An 18,138-nucleotide genomic window follows, 5' to 3' on the forward strand; every position below is an offset into this window, starting at 1 on the left:
GTCTTCTTTTCCAAAGGGGTTAGTCAATCAAGGCTACGCTTTTCACCTGGGCGAACACTGACATGCCTCTCTCGATATTCAGCTGGTCAATGGAGCGGCGGGTGACCCGGGATAGGATGGTTTCTTCGCCCAGGGCCAAACGCACCACTACCTGGGACGGCTCTCGGTCCACATTGATATCGATGACCTTGACGGGAATGCAGTTGGAGATGCTGCTCAACTCCGGCGGCTTCAGCGCCAGACTCACATCCTTGGCGTGTATGCGCAGCCTGACCTGCTGGCCGATGGGGCCTTGTTTATGATGCACCGCCAAGACGCCGCCGGGCACGCTCAACAGGGTCTGGTGATATTCCAGGTCATGGGCCTGGATAGTGGCGTGTACGACGGCGCTGGCTTCTTCCAGGTGCGCCAGGGGCAGGTCAGGGCGGGTGAGCAGCTCGTTGATGGGGCCGCCGGCGCGGACGCATCCATGGTCCAGCAGCACCAGATGCGAAGCCAGACGCATGACTTCATCAGGCGAGTGGCTGACATAGAAAACGGGAATGTCCAACTGCTGGAACAGCTCATCCAGATAGGGAAGGATCTCTTCCTTGCTCTGTAAATCCAGACTGGCCAGTGGCTCGTCCATCAATAGCAGTTTCGGGCTGGTAAGCAGAGCGCGGCCAATGGCCACCCGTTGGCGCTGCCCGCCGGACAGTGATTGCGTATTGCGTCCAATCAGCGGCTCCAGTTCAAGCCAGCGAATGACTTCTTCCGGCGCCACCCTGCGTTCCCATTGCGGAATGCGCTGGTGGCCGTAGAGCAGGTTATCCATGACCGATAAATGCGCGAACAGGCTTGGCTCCTGAAACACATAGCCAAGGGCGCGACGATGCGGCGGCACGAAAAGGTCGGCGCTCTGCCAGACCTCATCCTTGATTTGCAAGGCCCCTTTTTCCGCCCGCTCCAGGCCGGCGATAAAACGCAGCAGCGTGGTCTTGCCGGAGCCGGAGCGACCAAACAGTGCGGTGACGCCTTGCCCCGGCGTGTGGAACGCGACATCCAGGGTGAAATCCCCTCTGTGGGAGAAGAAAGACGCAGAGATATCGTCGTTCATGAAATCACCTTCGCCGGCTTGCGGATAATCTGCAGCGCCAGCAGCACTGTGAAGGAAAAGATCAGCATACCGGCGGAGAGAATATTAGCCTGTGTGTATTCGATGGCCTCCACATGATCATATATGGCCACCGACAGGACTTTGGTCTCGCCAGCGATAGCGCCGCCGATCATGAGCACGATGCCGAATTCACCAATAGTGTGAGCGAACACCAGCACGGCGGCGGTGATAAGGCCGGAGCGGGACAGCGGCAATGCGACAGTCATGAATCTATCCCAGGGGGAGGCGCGCAAGGTGGCGGCGACCTCCAACGGGCGGGCGCCGAGAGTTTCGAAGGCGTTCTGAATAGGTTGCACGGCGAAGGGCAGCGAATAAATAACGGAAGCGACCACCAGGCCGGGAAAAGTGAAGGGCAGCACGCCCAATCCCAGAGCCTGGGTGATTTCTCCAATAGGGCCTTTGGGGCCCAGCAACAGTAACAGATAGAAACCCAGCACTGTCGGCGGCAGCACCAAAGGCAGAGAGATAATCGCCTCCAGCGGACGTTTGCTCCAGTGCCGACTCTGCGCCAATCCCCAGGCGATAGCGGTACCCAGAGCCATCAGGATGAGGGTGGTCAGCCCCGCCAGTTTCAGCGTGATCCACACCGCCTGCCAGTCGACCAGCCCCTGGACGCCCACTGCATTCATCTAATCAAGTTCCTTATGCCGGATATCGGGATGAAATAGGGCGTCATTATCGGCATTTCTCCTTATTCTTCAACATTGTAACCAAAGGATTCGATAATCGAGCGGGCGCGGGGGGATTTCAGGTAGTCGATAAACGCCACCGCCGCCGGATTATCCTGGCCTTTGGACAACAACACACCCTCTTGCCGGATCGGCGTATACAGGGATTGAGGAACCAGCCAGTAAGCGCCGCGCTCAGCTTCATCCATAGCGATCACCTGCGACAACGCTACGAATCCCAAAGTCGCTGCGCCGCTGTAAACGAATTGATAGGTTTGCGAGATGTTTTCTCCAAACACCAACTGAGGCTGCAAGGAGTCGTAAAGCTTGAGTGACTGCATGGCTTGAATGGCGGCGGCGCCATAAGGCGCGGTTTTGGGATTGGCGACAGCGAGCTTGCCTTTGTTGATCTCCAGCCACTGGCGACCATCCTCGCCAGGGACGGGCTCTAGACTCCATAGCGCCAGGCGTCCACTGGCGTAGACGAAATTGCTCCCTGGGACGCCGACTCCGGCCTCTATCGTCTTTTTGCCGCGCACGTCGTCCGCCGCCAGGAACACTTCAAAGGGCGCGCCATGGGTGATCTGCGCGTAAAGTTTGCCGGTAGAGCCGAAGCTGGGTTTGAGGCGATGACCGGTCTGCGCCTCGAAATCCGGAGCCAGAGCCTGAATGGTGGAGGTAAAATTGGCGGACACCGCCGCCAATACCTCGCCTGCATGGGCGTGCGACGCCAGAAACAAAGCGATGATCGTCGCCGAGAAAGCGCGAACGAGAGTAAAGCGTGTCAACATGTACAGATCCTTTTTGTGGTGTTTGGTCCTGGTTCACAGGGCGGCGTTTTTGGCGGCGTCGCCGATGCTGCGTCGTAGAGCGCTTGGCGCACTGTGCGACGGCGCGCGTCATTGATTGATGGCCAGAATAATATGGGACGCCTTAACGTAAGCCTGACAGGGTGCGCCATGCGTAAGCCCCAGGTCTTCCAGGCTTTGTTCCGTGATGACGGCGGTCAGGGTCCGGTCCCCGTTCAAGCGCACGTGCACCTCCGCGTTCACCTGACCGCGCCGGATGTCGCTGACGACGCCGCATAGACGGTTGCGGGCGCTCAGTCGTAAGGTCTCATCCGTCGCCAGAATGACAAAACTGGATTTAATGATCGCGGTTGCTGTGCGTCCCGGCGTCAGACCCAGGTCCTGAACTGACTCCCGGGTCACCACCGCCACCAGTTCCAGGCCGTCTCCCAGATCAAGGGCGACCTCCGCATTGACTGCGCCGGACTGCACGCGACTGACGACTCCTCGAAACTGATTGCGCGCGCTGGTTTTCATCGCCATGGCCTGAAGCACTCCATGAATATCGTCAAAATCGTCAATGTCCCGTTGTAGGCGGCTTAATAAAGCTGAGTAGTGTGTTTCCATCGCCCGGTAGGCGGATACCAGCTTGTGACCCTGGGGAGTCAAACGCGCCCCACCGCCGTGCTTGCCTCCAGTCGCGCGCTCAACCAGTGGACGCGGCGACAGGTTGTTCATTGCGTCCACGGCGTCCCAGGCGGTTTTGTAGCTGATTCCGGTAAGCTTGGCCGCCTTGGTGATGGAGCCGGCGCTGTCGATATGCTCCAACAAGGCGATGCGAGAGCCGCCTTGTACGCCGCGCACGTTCTGGTTAAGCCAGAATTCTCCGGCGAGCTCCAAAACCCTGGCGTTGTCGTTATTTTCACTCATAGTTAACAGTAGGCGTTGGTGACGATAGAAAAATGGGCGCGGGGGCCCTGTCAGCGCTATATAGTATTCTATATAACGCTGACGCGATCAACTCTCACCTAAGCGGCGACAGGGGATTGCGAGGGGATAGGCATTGCATGACCCTTCGCCGCCGCCGTAAACTTTGTGAAAAAAGAATGACTGATTTCGCCTTCGTTTGGCGCTTATACGCCTGATGTTTTGTCTAAAATTTAAGAACAGTGAAAAAGTAAATGGAACTCATCCTCAAAGTGACTAAATGTCCCCCCGGAAGCGACATGTCTGGGGTGACTGTTACCGTCGGCAAAGACGGCGCGACCATAGGGAGATCGACCACGAACTCCCTGGTGCTGCCGGACGCCAATCGGTATGTATCCTCGGACCACGGACGGATCGAGTTCGACGGAAGTCGATACAGCTTTATCGATATCAGCACTAACGGCAGTTATCTGAATCATCTGGGGCATCCGCTTATCAAAGGCCACCCAGAGCCGCTCAAGAACGGCGACCGCCTGATGCTTGGGCAGTATGAGCTGCAAGTAGAACTGGCGGAGCCCAGCGACGACCGTACGCAGATGTTTGCGCCTGACTCGGATATCGAGGCGACCCGAATTTCATCCGATATTGCTTCTCAGACCGCTATGTCAGATTTAGATGACTGGATTGGGTCCGGTCAGGAGCCCTGGCCGGTCTACCAGCATGCGGCGAATACCACCGCCGTGCCGCCGGAGCAGGTGGAGGCGGAAATGCAGGGCGACCTGGAGCCACAGAGCGCGGCGGACATGGATGACGGCATCCTGGACGCGGAAATCATTGAAGATGTGGAAGCGCCGACGCTGGTGAATCACGCTGCGTCGCGAGACGCGGAGGCGGCGCTTGATGATGAGTTTGAACCCACAGCGGAACCCGCCGCAGAAGAAGCGAGGACTCCTGAAGTGGATGAGCAGACCTCGCAGTTCAGCAAAAAGGACATGACCCCGGATTGGCTGACCCAGGCTTTGGGCATGATGACGCTGACGGAAGAGGCGCATAAGCAGGTTGTTGATAAGTCTATGGATCTGCTGCGTGAGGCGGTGGAGGGCGTGCTTACGACTTTGCGCGAAAAGCAGTCGCTGAAGAATGAGCTGCGCATTAATCAGACTCAGATTCGCGTGGCGGAAAACAACCCCCTCAAGTTTTCACCCACTCCCGAAGTGGCGTTGGAAAATCTGTTGCTGAAGCAGGGGACGACTTATCTGTCCGCCGACGAGGCGATGAAAGAAGCGTTCGCCGATATCCGCGATCACCAGCGTGCGCTGTACAAGTCTGTGCGCGGACTATACACCCGCATCATCAAATCTCTCGATCCAGAGCAGATCGTCAAACATATCGACAACAAGCATGGACAGCCCTGGTTTGGCGGCAATCATCGCAAGTACTGGGATGAATATCTGAAAGCCTACAACAAACTGCGCAAAGACGAAGAGCAGGCGTTTCAAGGTAAGTTCTCGGAAGACTTCGCCAACAGCTACGAGTTCTATTTCAACCAGCTCAAGGCGCAGCGCAGGAATAACAAAACGGACGATGACGATATGTGAGCGTCAGCATCGTTTTCCTTAATGCGCCCGCGGTGGCGGGCGCATTTGTTCTGACAGGCTTGTTGCGCCGCGCTCTCAATCCCCTCCTGTATTTTTGTTCTATACTTTTCCAACATAAACGAGTCCCAGGGGCGTCATTGCTCTGTCCTGCGATATGCGCTGTATCGCAGTATGGCGGTCATACGAATGGTATGTGTTCCTCAGGGCGAGATGTATTCCAGACGAGGAAGAATGCACTATGAAGATTCGTCCGTTATTCCTGACCATTTTCGGTGTGATAATCGCCAGCACCCTGGCCAACTTTCTGTTGGCGTTTTACCTGCGCTCGGAAGTGTCGTCGCTGAAACAGACCACGGAAAACCGCTACGCTTCCTATCAGCGGGCGGATGAATTGCGGCAGAGTTCGGACGACCTGACCCGGCTGGCGCGAACCTATGTGGTGACTGGCGAATCCAAATATAAGGACATGTATCAAGCGGTTCTGGATATTCGTAATGGCGTCAAATCCCGTCCGGAGGAATATCATCGTATTTACTGGGACCTGGTGTTGAATGCGGGGGATAAACCCAAGCCGGACGGCGATATGATTTCTCTGCAAAAGATGATGGAGAATCTTGGCTTCTCGAAAAAAGAATTTGATCTGCTCAAAGAGGCGCAGAATAACTCGGATGGACTGGTGAATCTGGAAGTCGAGGCGATGAAGGCGGTGGAAAGCGGAAATCCGGAGCGCGCCAGAGAGCTGATGCATGGCCAGGACTATCACCGTGAGAAAGCCAAAATCATGCGTCCCATTGATGAGTTTTTCAAAGCGCTGGAGGCGCGGACCAGTCAGCAGCTTTCCGGTATTCAGAATACGGTATCGGATATTATCCTGGCGCTGATCTGTTTCCTGATTTTGCTGACCAGCGCCGCCATCGTTGGTTATCTGGTTGTACTCAAGAAGATCGAAAGACCGGTGTTGAGCCTGTACCGGTTAATTGGCGATGTGGAGAAAAACGCGGACTTAACCCTGCGCTCCGATTATGGCAGTCAGGATGAGATCGGCATGATGGCGAAAGGTTTTAACAGCCTCGTCGGGCGCTTTAGAGATATTCTTGGCGATGCGCGATCCCTGATCAGCCATGTGGCGGACGACTCCTCCATCGTCGCCCGCCTGACCGCGGACTCCAACGCCAGAATCGAGAGGCAGGCGAACGAAACGGATATGGTGGCGACCGCGATTACCGAAATGACCGCTGCAATGGAGGAGGTGGCCGCGTCCACCAATGAAGCCAAGACGTCCGTTGCGGAAGCGACGGAATACGCCGCCACCGCCAACGGAGTGGGGCGGCAGTCCATCAACAACATGAAGCGCTTGAAAACCTGCTTCGACGACGCCTCCGGCCAGGTCAACGCGCTGTCGCAAGAGTTTTCCCAGATTGAGAATGTCCTTCAGGTTATCAAAAGCATCGCCGAGCAGACCAATCTCCTCGCGCTTAATGCGGCGATCGAAGCGGCCCGCGCGGGCGAGCAGGGGCGTGGATTCGCCGTGGTGGCGGACGAAGTGAGAACGCTGGCCAAACGTACGCAGGAATCGACGGGAGAAATCGAATCCAACATCGCCAAACTGAGAGAAGGCATGGACAATACCGTTACTTCAATGAGTAACGGCCTCGGAGAGGTGTCCCGCAGCAGTGAGTCAGTGGCGCAAACCATGAAGTCGCTGGAGCAGATCGCCTCCAGCATAGACGCCATCAACAATCTGAGTCTGCAAATCGCTTCCGCCACGGAAGAGCAATCGGCGACCATTGGCTCCATTGACCAAAGCGTCGGGGCGGTCAGAGATTTGGCGGAAGAAACCACTCAGGATCTGCGCGCCTTGGAGGAAAAGGCGAAATCCTTAAGCCAGTTGACCCGTGGACTACAGAGTAAAATTCAGGTCTTCAAGTTGCCTTGATAGATTCCATCTCCAGCACCACAAATGCGTTGCGGCTTTGGCGTTTGGCCTCATACATGGCTTCGTCCGCGCGCGACCCGCTTATCCGGCGTTAAACTGCGGTCTCCCATCGCCACCGCGACGGCATTTTCTTATACACATGGGGGCGTCTCCGCTAAAATGTCTGGCTTTTCGCGCTCTTGTTGCTGAGGGTCTGCGCCCATCTTTTGCTAGACTGAAAAAGACTGCAGCGCTGCGAGACAGTCCGTAACGAAGCCTATGAGAATCCCGTGTCATTGATGCCGCAAAATAGCCGATCCCTTGTCAAAATTTCTGTGTCCGAACTTCAGGTCGGCATGTATGTGGCGCAATTGGACCGTCCCTGGGAAGAAACCCGGTTCGTTTATCAGGGCTTTTTCATTTACGACTGGCGCGACATTCAGGAACTGCAAGCGCAATGCGAGTTCGTCTTTGTGCAGGCGGAAACGGAAGTGGTGGAGGAAGAGAAAACCGTCACCGCGCCCAGCGGTAAAAAGATCCGTACTCGGGTGAAGAAAGAAAAGACGCGTCTGGTGCACAAAGCGCCCGCCTATCGTGAGCTCACCAAAGCGGCCAATTCCATGGGGCAGGCCAAGCAGACGATTCATGATGTGTTCCGCGCCGTCAAGCTGGGGCGGGATATCGACATGAAGGCGGTAACCGTCGCCGTAACGGATATCGTCGACAGCATCATGCGTAATCCTAACGCACTGCAATGGCTGTCTCTGATCAAGGATAAGGATGATTACACCGCAGAGCATTGTCTGCGGGTCTGCGTGCTATCCATCATTATCGGACGGGAAATGGGGTTCAACGAGCCCGAAATGGTGGATATCGGCGTTTGCGGCATGCTGCATGACGTGGGCAAGGTGAAAGTGCCGGATGAAATTCTCAATAAACCAGGCAGTCTGGACAAGGATGAATTTGAGATCATGAAACAGCACTCCCAGTACGGCCGGGATATTCTTATCTCTTTGTCCTCTGCGCCCAAGAGCGCCGTTGACGTGGCCTACAGCCATCATGAAAAAGTGGATGGCACCGGTTATCCGCGAGGGTTGGCGGCGCATCAGATTCCACTCAAGGCGAAAATCGTCGGCGTCGTGGACGCCTATGACGCCATGACTTCCGCCCGGGTCTATAAAGATCCCATGTCCGCGCTGGAGTCTCTGCGCATCATCTATGACGTGAGAGGCAAGCACTTCGACTTGGAAGTGGCGGAGTTCTTTATCAAAACCATGGGGGTGTATCCAGCGGGCCACATCGCCGAACTCAATAGCGGCGAAGTGGGAATCATCGTCCGCTCCAGTAATGAACATCGCCTCAAGCCCAAGGTTTTACTGGTGCTGGATGAGAAAAAGCAACTGCGCAAAGAAGCCATTCTCGATCTTTCCGTTAACTGCCTCACCGATGCCGGCAAGCCCTTGCGCATCAAGGAAATCCACCCCAACGGCGCTTTTGGCGTGCGTTTGGAGAACTACGTGAAGAAAGGGCTGCGGCTCGCCGAATACGACGACTGAGCCGCATTGGACTCAGGCGCTTTTTGTTTTCTCCGCCCGCGCCTGTTTGAACTCCATGGTCATTTGATGTCCTTTGAGCGCGGGTCCCGACAGGGCGTTTAGCATCAATTTACCGAAGAGAATAAGCGTCGCCGTGGCCAGAGCGTCCAGAAACCACAGTGTCGGCGTGGTCAGCCACGCCGCCTCGAACGGGGGATGGAAAGCGGCGCCCAGTGTCGTCATTCCCGTCAACCCGTGCAACGCCAGAGCGATCCAGAAGCCGGAGCAATATGGACAGCGCCAGTCTTCGTAAAGCTTGACCAGCGGCCGCGGCAGGCTCGCAATAAAGCGGTTAAACCATGTTCCCCAATCCGGCAGCTTTTCCCATAGCAACAGATAAATACCCAATCCCACCAGAGCGGCTGAAAAGTCCATGATTTCGTGTCTCCTGATGCTTCACTGAAAGATTAGCCATAAGAACGAGAATTATGATACGTCAGGCGCAGAGAGGCGGGTAGTGGACGGCTTAGGTAAAAATCGGCTTATTTTTAGATTGATGGAGAAGAATATCTGAAATCGATATCCGCTCATATGATTGTACTTTGCTCTTGATTTGCGATGAGTTTTCATCTGCATATAGTTCTATTTGTAATATTTAAATAGCAGTTTACTTGAAGTATGTGTGTGAGGATTAATCCTTGCAATAATTAAGTAATTACCGGAATAAATTAATGCGAAGGCGGCTTTTAATCTTACGGTGAGTGCTCTCAACCGCATGAAAAATATGGTTTTTATGAAATATTGTTTTATCGGTAAGGTTTAACTTATTAATAAATAGTAATATCGTGAATTTATTGCCGGGAAGCAGGGTTGAGGCATAATCAGGAAATTGCCGATTAAACAGGCTGTTAATATAAATTAGAACATATAGGACTGCTTATGCCAGCCAATTTTACTTCAAGAGACTTACACTATAACGGTATAGATCGTCGGTCAGGTCCCCGGCGTATAAATGCTGATCGACGCACCAGCGTCCGGTTTGAGCCTGGAAATCCAGATCGCCGTCAGGTGGCTGGACGACGCGCCGGGGAAATCGGCGGCTGGGCGCGGACCACCCTTTAATCATCTGGTCGATACCCACTGATGCTCATCGTGGCGGCTTATTCCGCCTCATAGGTAATCAGCCGGTAGCCGACGCCCTGTTCCGTCACTAGAAAGCGGGGAGCGGAGGGGGCGTCGCCCAGTTTATTTCTCAGTTTGGCCACCACAATGCGCAGATAGTGCGTGTCCTCCTTGTGGGTTGGCCCCCAGATCTCCGCCAGCAACTGCTGCTGCGTCACCACATGGTCAGGCGTGGCCGCCAGCCGGGCCAGCAGGGCGTATTCTTTCTTGGAAAGATGAATGTCTTCACCGTCCAGCGTCACCGAGCGCTTCACAAAGTCGATGTGCAGGCCGGCGGAATGGTAGATGTCTGCGGAGGGGCGCAACGCTGCGGGTTCACGATCGCGCAGCAGCACTCTGATACGGGCGACGAACTCGCGAATGCCGAAGGGCTTGGTGACGTAATCGTTGGCCCCGTTATCCAGCGCCTCCACTTTTTCCGTCTCTGAAGAGCGCACAGATAAGACCAATACTGGCGTGCGGCAGGTGCGTCGCAATTGCCTCAACGCTTCCTGGCCGTCCATGTCCGGCAGTCCCAGATCGAGTACGATCGCGTCCGGCGCTTCGGTGGCCGCCAACATTAATCCTTCAGTGGCGGAGCCTGCCTGCAATACTTCATAGCCTTCCGAGCGCAGGCTGATACGCAGAAAGCGCAGAATCTGCGGTTCATCGTCGATAACAAGTATACGCGGCTTGGCGGCGGTCAATGAGTTGGCTCCCGTTGTTCGGTAAGCGGGTGAAAAACCGCACGAGAATATAGCCCCGGATGCAAAAGCTCAACAAGCGTCAGTGTATCGGGATGGGAGCGTCACTCAAAAGGTATAGTCTGACTTACCTATGTTTTTTCCGAGACAGCTTTGCATAATGCAGTAATCTGGAAAACGATTTCATAAGTTGGTGATCACAACAGTGTTGTGAATGACGTGAAAATTATGACGAAATATATCAGTGGACCGCCGCTAAGCGGTTTTGAAATGCGCGACTGGAAAGGAACGGATGTATAGAAAAAGTGGCGATCCAGGTCTAGACCCAAAAACCGATACTTTTTTAGGTGATTTCATATCATGATTGATGGAAATAGAGATATATCGGGCTATTTGGCGTCGTGGAGCAGGCTCTGATCCACCCTGAAACGGGCGTATTTCAGATCTTTTTTACAAACGGGAATTAGCAAACTAGACTGCTTTTATCATATGAGCCCACGCAAGGGCGCATTCTTGTCGGGGCGGGTGAAAGAGTCGAAACAACGCGTAAAAAAATTTTACGAATGGTTGAAAACGTTTTCAAATTAGATCAAAAAATAACCCTGTCTCACTCGGGGCGGATCGGAAAACAAGAACGCGACCAACGCCCTGTCTCCGGCAAGCAATGTGGCTGACGTGAATCGGAATGGCGAAGTAAGGAGAAAGAATATGAATAAACTACCAGTATGGGCCCTGTTAGGCGGATGCTCTCTCATCTCCGCTCAGGGAATGGCGCAGGAGAACTACGGGGAAGCCCTGCAAAAGTCCATTTATTTCTATGAAGCCCAACAGTCCGGCGTTTTGCCGGACTGGAACCGCGTTGAATGGCGTGACGATTCCGCCATTCAGGACGGCGCGGATGTCGGGAAGGATCTCAGTGGCGGCTGGTACGACGCCGGCGATCACGTCAAGTTCGGTTTCCCCATGGCGGCGTCGGCGACCTTATTAGCCTGGGGAGCGGTGGAGTACCGGGACGCTTACGAGCAATCAGGACAACTACCGCATCTCCTCAACAACCTGCGTTTTGTCGCAGACTATTTCGTAAAAGCCCACACCGCGCCCAATGAGCTGTGGGGGCAGGTCGGCAATGGCGGCGTCGATCACGCATGGTGGGGCTCCGCTGAAGTCATGCCGATGGCGCGCCCATCCTATAAAATCGACGCCAGTTGTCCGGGCTCGGATCTGGCGGGAGAAACCGCCGCGGCGCTGGCGGCGATCGCCATGGTTTTCAAGCCGGTGGACAGCGCATACGCCAATAAACTGCTGACTCACGCCAGCCAGTTGTACGAGTTCGCCAATACCTATCGCGGTAAATATTCCGACTGCATCACTGACGCCAGCAGCTATTACAAATCCTGGAGCGGCTATCAGGATGAACTGGTCTGGTCCGCGCTATGGTTGTATCGCGCCACCGGCGAAGCCAGCTATCTGCAGCAGGCGAAACAGGAATATCAAAAGCTGGGCGGAGAAGGGCGGCAGGACGTCAAAGCCTACAAATGGGGGCACGCCTGGGACAATAAAGCCTACGGCTCCTATGTCTTGATGGCGCAGATCACCGGCGAAGCAGCCTATCAGGCGGATGCGGAGCGTTGGCTGGATTATTGGACGACCGGCTACAACGGCGAGCGGGTGAATTATACCCAGGGCGGACTGGCGTATCTGGATGTGTGGGGCGCCAACCGTTACGCCGCCAACACCGCTTTTATCGCGTTGGTTTACGCAGACTATCTGAAAAACGCCGGCGTTAAGGCGGAGAAAGCGCAGACCTATTACGATTTCGGCCGCAGCCAGATTGAATATCTGCTGGGAAACAATCCGGCGGGCGTCAGCTATCAGATCGGTTATGGCGCTAACTCTCCCACCAACCCCCATCATCGTACGGCCCATGGAACCTGGACCAACAACCTGCGCACGCCGGAGCAATCCCGCCATTTGTTGATTGGGGCGCTGGTAGGCGGTCCCGATAGCAATGACAACTATGCGGATGATCGCGGCGATTATGTAAAAAACGAAGTGGCTACGGATTATAACGCTGGCTTTACGTCAGCCTTGGCGCGACTTTATCTGGATTTTGGCGGCGACCCGATACCCGACAGTGCTTTCCCGCAGGCGGAAGCAAAAGATGAAGAGTTTTATGTGGAAGCCAAGTTGAATTCCAGCGGTCCCCGTTATGTGGAAATCGCCGCGCAAGTGCATAATCACAGCGCCTGGCCGGCGCGAGGCAGCGAGCAGCTGCGCTTCCGCTATTGGGTGGACCTGTCAGACGAATTCGCCGCCGGTTATGGTTTGCAGGATGTAAAAGTCACCACCGCCTACAGCCAGGCGACGGAAGTGAGCGGCCTGCAACCCTGGGGCGATCCAGACGATCATATCTACTACGTAGACGCTTCTTTTCAGGGCGTGAACATCTATCCTGGCGGTCAGTCTGAGTCCCGCAGGGAAGTGCAGTTCAGAATTTCCCTGCCGACCAATAGCAACGCCAGTGAGTGGGATAACGAAGGCGATCCGTCCTGGGACAGCTATGACGGCGCCTACAAAAAAGCGGGCAAAATCGCTCTGTATGACGGCGCTGAACTAGTCTGGGGCGAAGAACCCGGCGCAGGTTGCGGCGGCGACTCCGGCGTCAACTGCCTGCCGCAGGCGCAATCATTAAGCGTGAATACGAATAAGGACGAGGCGGTCGACATCGTCTTGCAGGGCGAAGACAGCGATGGCTCCATCGTCGCCTATGAATACACGCAACCCGCCCATGGCTCCGTGACAGGAACAGGCCCAGCGGTCACCTATATGCCCCATCCCGGATATCACGGCCTGGACGCCTTCACCTACACCGTATTGGACAATGACGGCGGACGCTCGCCGCAGGCGCAGGTTGACATCAACGTAGACGCGCCGGATCTGCCAGCGCTAGAGATCACTGATCCTGCTGACGGATTCGAAGTGAGTCCGGGGCAATCCTTCACCGTGCGCTATCGCCTGGATAACGCCGCCGGCGTTCGCGTGTATCTCAATGATGTAGTCGCCGGGGAAGGGGGCTTGTCGGGTGCAATTGAGGTCGCAGCGCCAACAGCGGAAGGAGATTACACCCTGAAGCTGATTGCGCTGTCCTCCGATGGCCAGGAAATCGACGACGCTTCTGACGCGATCCTCATCAAGGTCGCCGAACCGGACGCAGGCGGGGATATCTCCTGCAGCGTCGGCGGACTGAATGTCTGGAATACCGGCTATGTGCTGGGTGACGTCAAAGTCGTCAATAACTCATCGTCTTCTATCAATGGATGGGAAGTCGTTCTCACCTTTGATGAACCCACTTCTATCGTGAACCTGTGGAACGGGGCGCACACGCTGTCCGCGGACGGTAAAACCCTCACCGTGAAAAACATGCCTTACAACGGCTCATTAGGGCCCGACGCGGCGACCAGCTTTGGTCTGCAAGGCGTTCACGATGGAAGTTTCTCACCGCCAACCTGCACCGCCAGATAACCCGGCAATACCGCCAAACTCCGACCGGAAGCGGTTCCAGCGCGCTGGATTCCGGTCGGCGGGCGGAGACATCTGAGCGAGTGTGAATTAATAAAACCTATGGAGTCACAACATGGACTTAACGTTCAAGAAAAGACCATTGAAGGGGATGCTGCTGCCTATCGCCGCAGCGGTTAGCTTCGCTACTTTCTGCTCTCACGCCCAGGCCAGCGCGGAAGAGTATAACGAGCGCTTTATGGAGATGTGGAACAAGATCCACGATCCGGCCAATGGCTACTTCAGCGCCGACGGCGGCCCTTATCATTCAGTGGAGACCCTGATCGTCGAAGCGCCTGATCATGGCCATGAATCAACCAGTGAAGCCTATTCCTACTTTCTGCTGCTGGAAGCCTACTACGGTAAAGTGACCGGCGACTGGAGCAAGCTGCGCAACGCCTGGGCGAAGATGGAAGAGCACATCATTCCCACCCAGGAAATGCAGCCGACCAATAATTTCTACAACCCCTCCAAGCCTGCGTCCTATGCGGCGGAGCATGCGCAGCCGTCCGGTTATCCGAGCCAGTTGGAATTCGGCGTTCCCGTCGGCGAAGACCCCATCTCCGCCAAACTGGCGCAGACCTACGGCAGCTGGGATGTCTACGGCATGCACTGGCTGCTGGATATGGACAACATCTACGGTTACGGCAACCTGGGCGATGGCGTCAGCACGCCTTCCTACATCAACACCTTCCAGCGCGGCGAGCAGGAGTCCGTGTGGGAAACCGTCACCCATCCTTCCTGGGAAAGCTTCAAGTGGGGCGGCCCCAATGGGTTCCTGCCCTTGTTCACCAAGGACAATAACTACTCCAGACAATGGCGCTACACCAACGCTCCAGACGCCGACGCCCGCGCGGTGCAGGTGATGTACTGGGCGTATCAGTGGATCAAGGAGCAGGGTAAAGACCCGGAACAGGAAGTACCTGGTTTGATGGCTAAGGCGGCCAAGATGGGGGACTACCTGCGTCTGGCCATGTTCGATAAATACTTCAAGAAAATGGGAACCCAGGACAAAAACGCCCAGGGAGGCAAAGGTTACGAGAGCGCTCACTATCTGATGTCCTGGTATTACGCCTGGGGCGGGGCGGCGGACGCTAACGCCGGTTGGGCGTTTCGCATCGGCAGCAGTCATGTGCATTTCGGTTATCAGAACCCTATCGCCGCCATGGCGTTGTCGGAATTCGATCCGTTGAAGCCGAGAACCCCTGGCGCCACGGAAGACTGGGCCACCGGCCTGAAGCGCTCCATGGAGTTCTATACTTGGTTGCAATCCGCAGAGGGCGGTATCGCCGGCGGCGCCACCAACAGCTGGGACGGCTCTTACAAGCCGCATCCCCAGGATCGCGCCGACGCCACGTTCTACGGCATGGTGTACGACGAAAATCCGGTGTATCACGACCCAGGCAGCGGTACCTGGTTCGGCTGGCAGGCCTGGTCCATGCAGCGCGTGGCGGAGTACTACTACCTGAAAGGGGACGCCCAGGCCAAGCAGTTGATGGACAAATGGGCCCCCTGGGTGTTGAGCAATATTAACTGGCTGGAAGACGGCTCCTTTGAAATTCCCGCCACCCTGGAATGGACCGGTAAACCGGAAAAATGGGACCCGGCCAACCCGAAGGCTAATACCAACCTGCATGTAAGCGTGGTGGATCATGGTCAGGACCTGGGTATCGCGGCGGGCGTAGCCAAGGCGCTGATGTTCTATGCGGCGGCGGCGGAAAAATACGATACGCCTCAGAACGAAGCCAAAGAAGCGTCCAAGAAACTGCTGGACGCCATGTGGACCCACTTCAAGACACCGAAAGGATTGGCGGCGCCGGAAAAACGCGGTGATTACGCACGCTTCTTTGACAAAGTCTACGTGCCGGGCGAGTTCAACGGTTCCATGGCTAACGGCGACGCCATCAACAGTGAGTCCACCTTCCTGAGCATGCGTTCGTTCTATCTGGACGATCCTATGTTCAAGCAGGTGGAGGACGCGTTGAACTCCGGTGAAGATCCTGTGTTCACCTATCACCGTTTCTGGGCGCAGACGGAGGCGGCGACCGCTTACGCCAACTACGCGGCATTGTTTGAAGGGGACAATCCTTGTGACGAGGGCTGCGCGCCCACAGCGCAACCGTTGTCCGTCTCCACCCGCGTCAACAAGGCGGTTTCCATCACGCTGAAAGGAACGGATAGCGACGGAACTGTCGTCGGTTACACCGTCAGCAAGCCGCCTCAGCATGGAACCCTGTCCGGCTCGGGCGCCAATTTGACCTATCAGCCCGAGGCGGGATTCAGCGGTCAGGATGCTTTTGAATACACCGTCACCGACAACAGTGGAGAGGTGTCCGCGCCAGCCAAGGTCAGTATCGATGTGGCGGAAGCCTCAATCAGTCTGACGTCTCCCGCGGATGGCGCTGAGTTCGAGACCGGCGCGACCATTACGGTCAAAGTCAACAAAGAAGCAGGCTTGCAAGCGCAAGTCATACTGAATGGGGCAGTCGCGGCGACTATCGCCGGCGATAGCGACGCCGCTCAGGTGACTTTGCCGACCAGCGAAGGATCGCACAGTCTGTTGGCGAAGTTGCTGGATGAAGACGGCGCCGTCATCGCCACTTCCAATAGCATCAGCGTGAAGACCAAGAAAGCGCCTTCCGGCGATGGCCTGACCTGTACTGTACGTGAAGATGTTTGGAACAGCGGATTTGTCGCGCACATTACACTGACCAATAACACCAATGCGGTGATTGATGGTTGGACAGTGAACATCCCGCTGGGCGCGACGGATCAATATACCAACGGCTGGAGCGCGCAATACAGCGCCAACGGTTCGGTGCTGAAAGCCTCCAACATGAGCTGGAATGCGACATTGCAGCCTGGCGCCTCCACCAGTATCGGCTTTCAGGGAACCCATGGCGGCGATCATGCGCCGATTAAGTGCACAGAGTAATCAGGGAATATTAGAGCGACCTATTACGCCTATCGCGTCGACTGACCATTAGGTGTTGATAGCCCTTTTGGGGACGATTACGTCCCCTTTTTTGCTTTGGTCACAGGCTCTACGCGTTGGTGTAGAGAATGATTCTTTGCTTAGACCGAAGCCCGCAAATCACCCTCAATAATAATATCGCTTCCTTCGAAACCAGGGTTTTCAATACGATCCAGCAGCATGTTGATGGCGGAATGGCCCATCTGATAAGTGTCGTGATGTACGCAGGGAATATTGAAATCGAAAATGTCCGCATAGGGCGCCTCATCGATGCTGAACACGGCGGGATTGTGGCGCTTGTTCCCCAGTTTACGCAGCGCTTTAAGCGCGCCCAGGGTGATCAGAATGTTAAGACCGAACACTGCATCCGGTGATTGCTTATGCTGTTTGAAGTAGGCGGTGGCGTTTTCAAACGCCGGTTGCATGGTGTAGTCGCCGTAGAGCACTTCCAGTCGGGTTGGTTCTTTGCATTCGGCAAGCGCTTGTTTCAGCCCTTCGAGGCGCTGTTTGGAGATATTGGACTGCTCCGGGCCCGCCAGCGCCAGGATATGGCGATGGCCCTGTTCCAGTACATAACGGCCGCCTTTGTAGCCGCTTGCGAGATTATCCAGATACACGCCGGGGAAGGGCGCTCCCGACAGGCGACGGTCCACTTGCACCACCGGGATATTGGCGTGAATCAGCTGCTCCAGATATTGCGGGTGGTATTCATCATAGTCGGACACCACCGACAGAATGATGCCGTCCACCTGATAACTGAGCATGGTTTCCATGGCTTTGTTTTCCAGCTCGGGAGAACCGTCAGTGTCGAACAGCATGATGGAATAATTACGCTTTTTGGCGGCGCGGGAGATGGCCTTGATCATCTCGCTGTAGAACGGGTTGTCCAGGCTGGCGGTGATGATGCCGATCAGCCGGCTTTTACTGCCTTTAAGGTTGCGGGCGAAAGCGTTGGGGACGTAATTCAGCTCCCGCGCCACTTCCAGTATCCGGTCCAGAGTTTCTTTCTTCACCAGCTCCGGCTTGGTTAATGCTCTGGATACGGTGATGGTGGTCATGTTCACCCGACGGGCGATATCAGTAATCGTTACTTTACTCTTTTTGGGCATGATGCCTCTCAAACGCTTTGTGGGTAAGGGATGCAGCGATCCCGA

13 protein-coding genes are annotated in these 18,138 nt (G+C 55.6%); 6 read left to right on the top strand and 7 right to left on the bottom strand.

Annotated elements, in window-relative coordinates; all coding sequences use genetic code 11:
- Nucleotides 1-19 precede the first annotated feature (19 nt).
- The 4 genes from modC to HCH_RS11135 form a co-directional block, all read right to left on the bottom strand.
- Nucleotides 20-1,096 carry a molybdenum ABC transporter ATP-binding protein gene (gene modC / locus HCH_RS11120; protein ID WP_011396328.1) on the bottom strand — a complete coding sequence of 359 codons (1,077 nt, stop codon included), beginning with the start codon at nucleotides 1,094-1,096 and terminating at the stop codon, nucleotides 20-22.
- Nucleotides 1,093-1,785 carry a molybdate ABC transporter permease subunit gene (gene modB / locus HCH_RS11125; RefSeq protein ID WP_011396329.1) on the bottom strand — a complete coding sequence of 231 codons (693 nt, stop codon included), beginning with the start codon at nucleotides 1,783-1,785 and terminating at the stop codon, nucleotides 1,093-1,095. The genes modC and modB overlap by 4 nt, the downstream gene beginning before the upstream one ends.
- A 62-nt stretch (nucleotides 1,786-1,847) precedes the next feature.
- A complete protein-coding gene (gene modA, locus HCH_RS11130) occupies nucleotides 1,848-2,615 on the bottom strand; it encodes a molybdate ABC transporter substrate-binding protein (RefSeq protein ID WP_011396330.1) in 768 nt (255 codons plus the stop codon).
- A gap of 108 nt (nucleotides 2,616-2,723) precedes the next feature.
- Nucleotides 2,724-3,542 carry a TOBE domain-containing protein gene (locus tag HCH_RS11135; RefSeq protein ID WP_011396332.1) on the bottom strand — a complete coding sequence of 273 codons (819 nt, stop codon included), beginning with the start codon at nucleotides 3,540-3,542 and terminating at the stop codon, nucleotides 2,724-2,726.
- 251 nt (nucleotides 3,543-3,793) lie between these two features.
- Here HCH_RS11135 and tagH point away from each other — a divergent pair, with 251 nt between their 5' ends.
- From tagH to HCH_RS11150, 3 genes are all read left to right on the top strand, one after another.
- Complete coding sequence (gene tagH / locus HCH_RS11140; RefSeq protein WP_011396333.1) at nucleotides 3,794-5,137, top strand: type VI secretion system-associated FHA domain protein TagH; 1,344 nt, start codon at nucleotides 3,794-3,796, stop codon at nucleotides 5,135-5,137.
- A 238-nt stretch (nucleotides 5,138-5,375) separates the two neighbouring features.
- On the top strand, nucleotides 5,376-7,073 hold the full coding sequence (locus HCH_RS11145) for a methyl-accepting chemotaxis protein (RefSeq protein WP_011396334.1): 1,698 nt from the start codon (nucleotides 5,376-5,378) through the stop codon (nucleotides 7,071-7,073).
- A gap of 278 nt (nucleotides 7,074-7,351) precedes the next feature.
- On the top strand, nucleotides 7,352-8,608 hold the full coding sequence (locus HCH_RS11150; protein ID WP_011396335.1) for an HD-GYP domain-containing protein: 1,257 nt from the start codon (nucleotides 7,352-7,354) through the stop codon (nucleotides 8,606-8,608).
- Between the two features lie 12 nt (nucleotides 8,609-8,620).
- Here the strand turns inward: HCH_RS11150 and HCH_RS11155 are convergent, their stop codons facing one another.
- On the bottom strand, nucleotides 8,621-9,022 hold the full coding sequence (locus HCH_RS11155) for a hypothetical protein (protein ID WP_011396336.1): 402 nt from the start codon (nucleotides 9,020-9,022) through the stop codon (nucleotides 8,621-8,623).
- 577 nt (nucleotides 9,023-9,599) lie between these two features.
- On the opposite strand from HCH_RS11155, the gene HCH_RS35000 reads away from it, so the two are divergent.
- Nucleotides 9,600-9,731, top strand: a complete 132-nt coding sequence (locus tag HCH_RS35000; RefSeq protein ID WP_274377838.1) for a hypothetical protein — start codon at nucleotides 9,600-9,602, stop codon at nucleotides 9,729-9,731.
- Nucleotides 9,732-9,747: 16 nt separating this feature from the next.
- On the opposite strand, the gene HCH_RS11160 is transcribed toward HCH_RS35000, so the two are convergent.
- Nucleotides 9,748-10,455, bottom strand: coding sequence for a response regulator (locus HCH_RS11160; protein ID WP_011396338.1), 708 nt, complete (start codon nucleotides 10,453-10,455; stop codon nucleotides 9,748-9,750).
- A 705-nt stretch (nucleotides 10,456-11,160) separates the two neighbouring features.
- On the opposite strand from HCH_RS11160, the gene HCH_RS11165 reads away from it, so the two are divergent.
- Nucleotides 11,161-13,974, top strand: coding sequence for a glycoside hydrolase family 9 protein (locus HCH_RS11165; protein WP_011396340.1), 2,814 nt, complete (start codon nucleotides 11,161-11,163; stop codon nucleotides 13,972-13,974).
- 112 nt (nucleotides 13,975-14,086) lie between these two features.
- Nucleotides 14,087-16,945 carry a glycoside hydrolase family 48 protein gene (locus HCH_RS11170; protein ID WP_011396341.1) on the top strand — a complete coding sequence of 953 codons (2,859 nt, stop codon included), beginning with the start codon at nucleotides 14,087-14,089 and terminating at the stop codon, nucleotides 16,943-16,945.
- 140 nt (nucleotides 16,946-17,085) lie between these two features.
- On the opposite strand, the gene HCH_RS11175 is transcribed toward HCH_RS11170, so the two are convergent.
- On the bottom strand, nucleotides 17,086-18,093 hold the full coding sequence (locus HCH_RS11175) for a LacI family DNA-binding transcriptional regulator (RefSeq protein ID WP_011396342.1): 1,008 nt from the start codon (nucleotides 18,091-18,093) through the stop codon (nucleotides 17,086-17,088).
- Nucleotides 18,094-18,138 lie beyond the last annotated feature (45 nt).

The sequence above is a fragment of the Hahella chejuensis KCTC 2396 genome (assembly GCF_000012985.1).
Taxonomy (GTDB): domain Bacteria; phylum Pseudomonadota; class Gammaproteobacteria; order Pseudomonadales; family Oleiphilaceae; genus Hahella; species Hahella chejuensis.

Coding starts and splice junctions, on each gene's coding strand:
- HCH_RS11175 (WP_011396342.1), bottom strand. CDS start 18,093: ATGCCCAAAAAGAGTAAAGTAACGATTACTGATATCGCCCGTCGGGTG.
- HCH_RS11155 (WP_011396336.1), bottom strand. CDS start 9,022: ATGGACTTTTCAGCCGCTCTGGTGGGATTGGGTATTTATCTGTTGCTA.
- HCH_RS11145 (WP_011396334.1), top strand. CDS start 5,376: ATGAAGATTCGTCCGTTATTCCTGACCATTTTCGGTGTGATAATCGCC.
- modB (WP_011396329.1), bottom strand. CDS start 1,785: ATGAATGCAGTGGGCGTCCAGGGGCTGGTCGACTGGCAGGCGGTGTGG.
- HCH_RS11170 (WP_011396341.1), top strand. CDS start 14,087: ATGGACTTAACGTTCAAGAAAAGACCATTGAAGGGGATGCTGCTGCCT.
- HCH_RS11135 (WP_011396332.1), bottom strand. CDS start 3,542: ATGAGTGAAAATAACGACAACGCCAGGGTTTTGGAGCTCGCCGGAGAA.
- HCH_RS11165 (WP_011396340.1), top strand. CDS start 11,161: ATGAATAAACTACCAGTATGGGCCCTGTTAGGCGGATGCTCTCTCATC.
- HCH_RS11150 (WP_011396335.1), top strand. CDS start 7,352: ATGCCGCAAAATAGCCGATCCCTTGTCAAAATTTCTGTGTCCGAACTT.
- modC (WP_011396328.1), bottom strand. CDS start 1,096: ATGAACGACGATATCTCTGCGTCTTTCTTCTCCCACAGAGGGGATTTC.
- HCH_RS35000 (WP_274377838.1), top strand. CDS start 9,600: ATGCTGATCGACGCACCAGCGTCCGGTTTGAGCCTGGAAATCCAGATC.
- modA (WP_011396330.1), bottom strand. CDS start 2,615: ATGTTGACACGCTTTACTCTCGTTCGCGCTTTCTCGGCGACGATCATC.
- tagH (WP_011396333.1), top strand. CDS start 3,794: ATGGAACTCATCCTCAAAGTGACTAAATGTCCCCCCGGAAGCGACATG.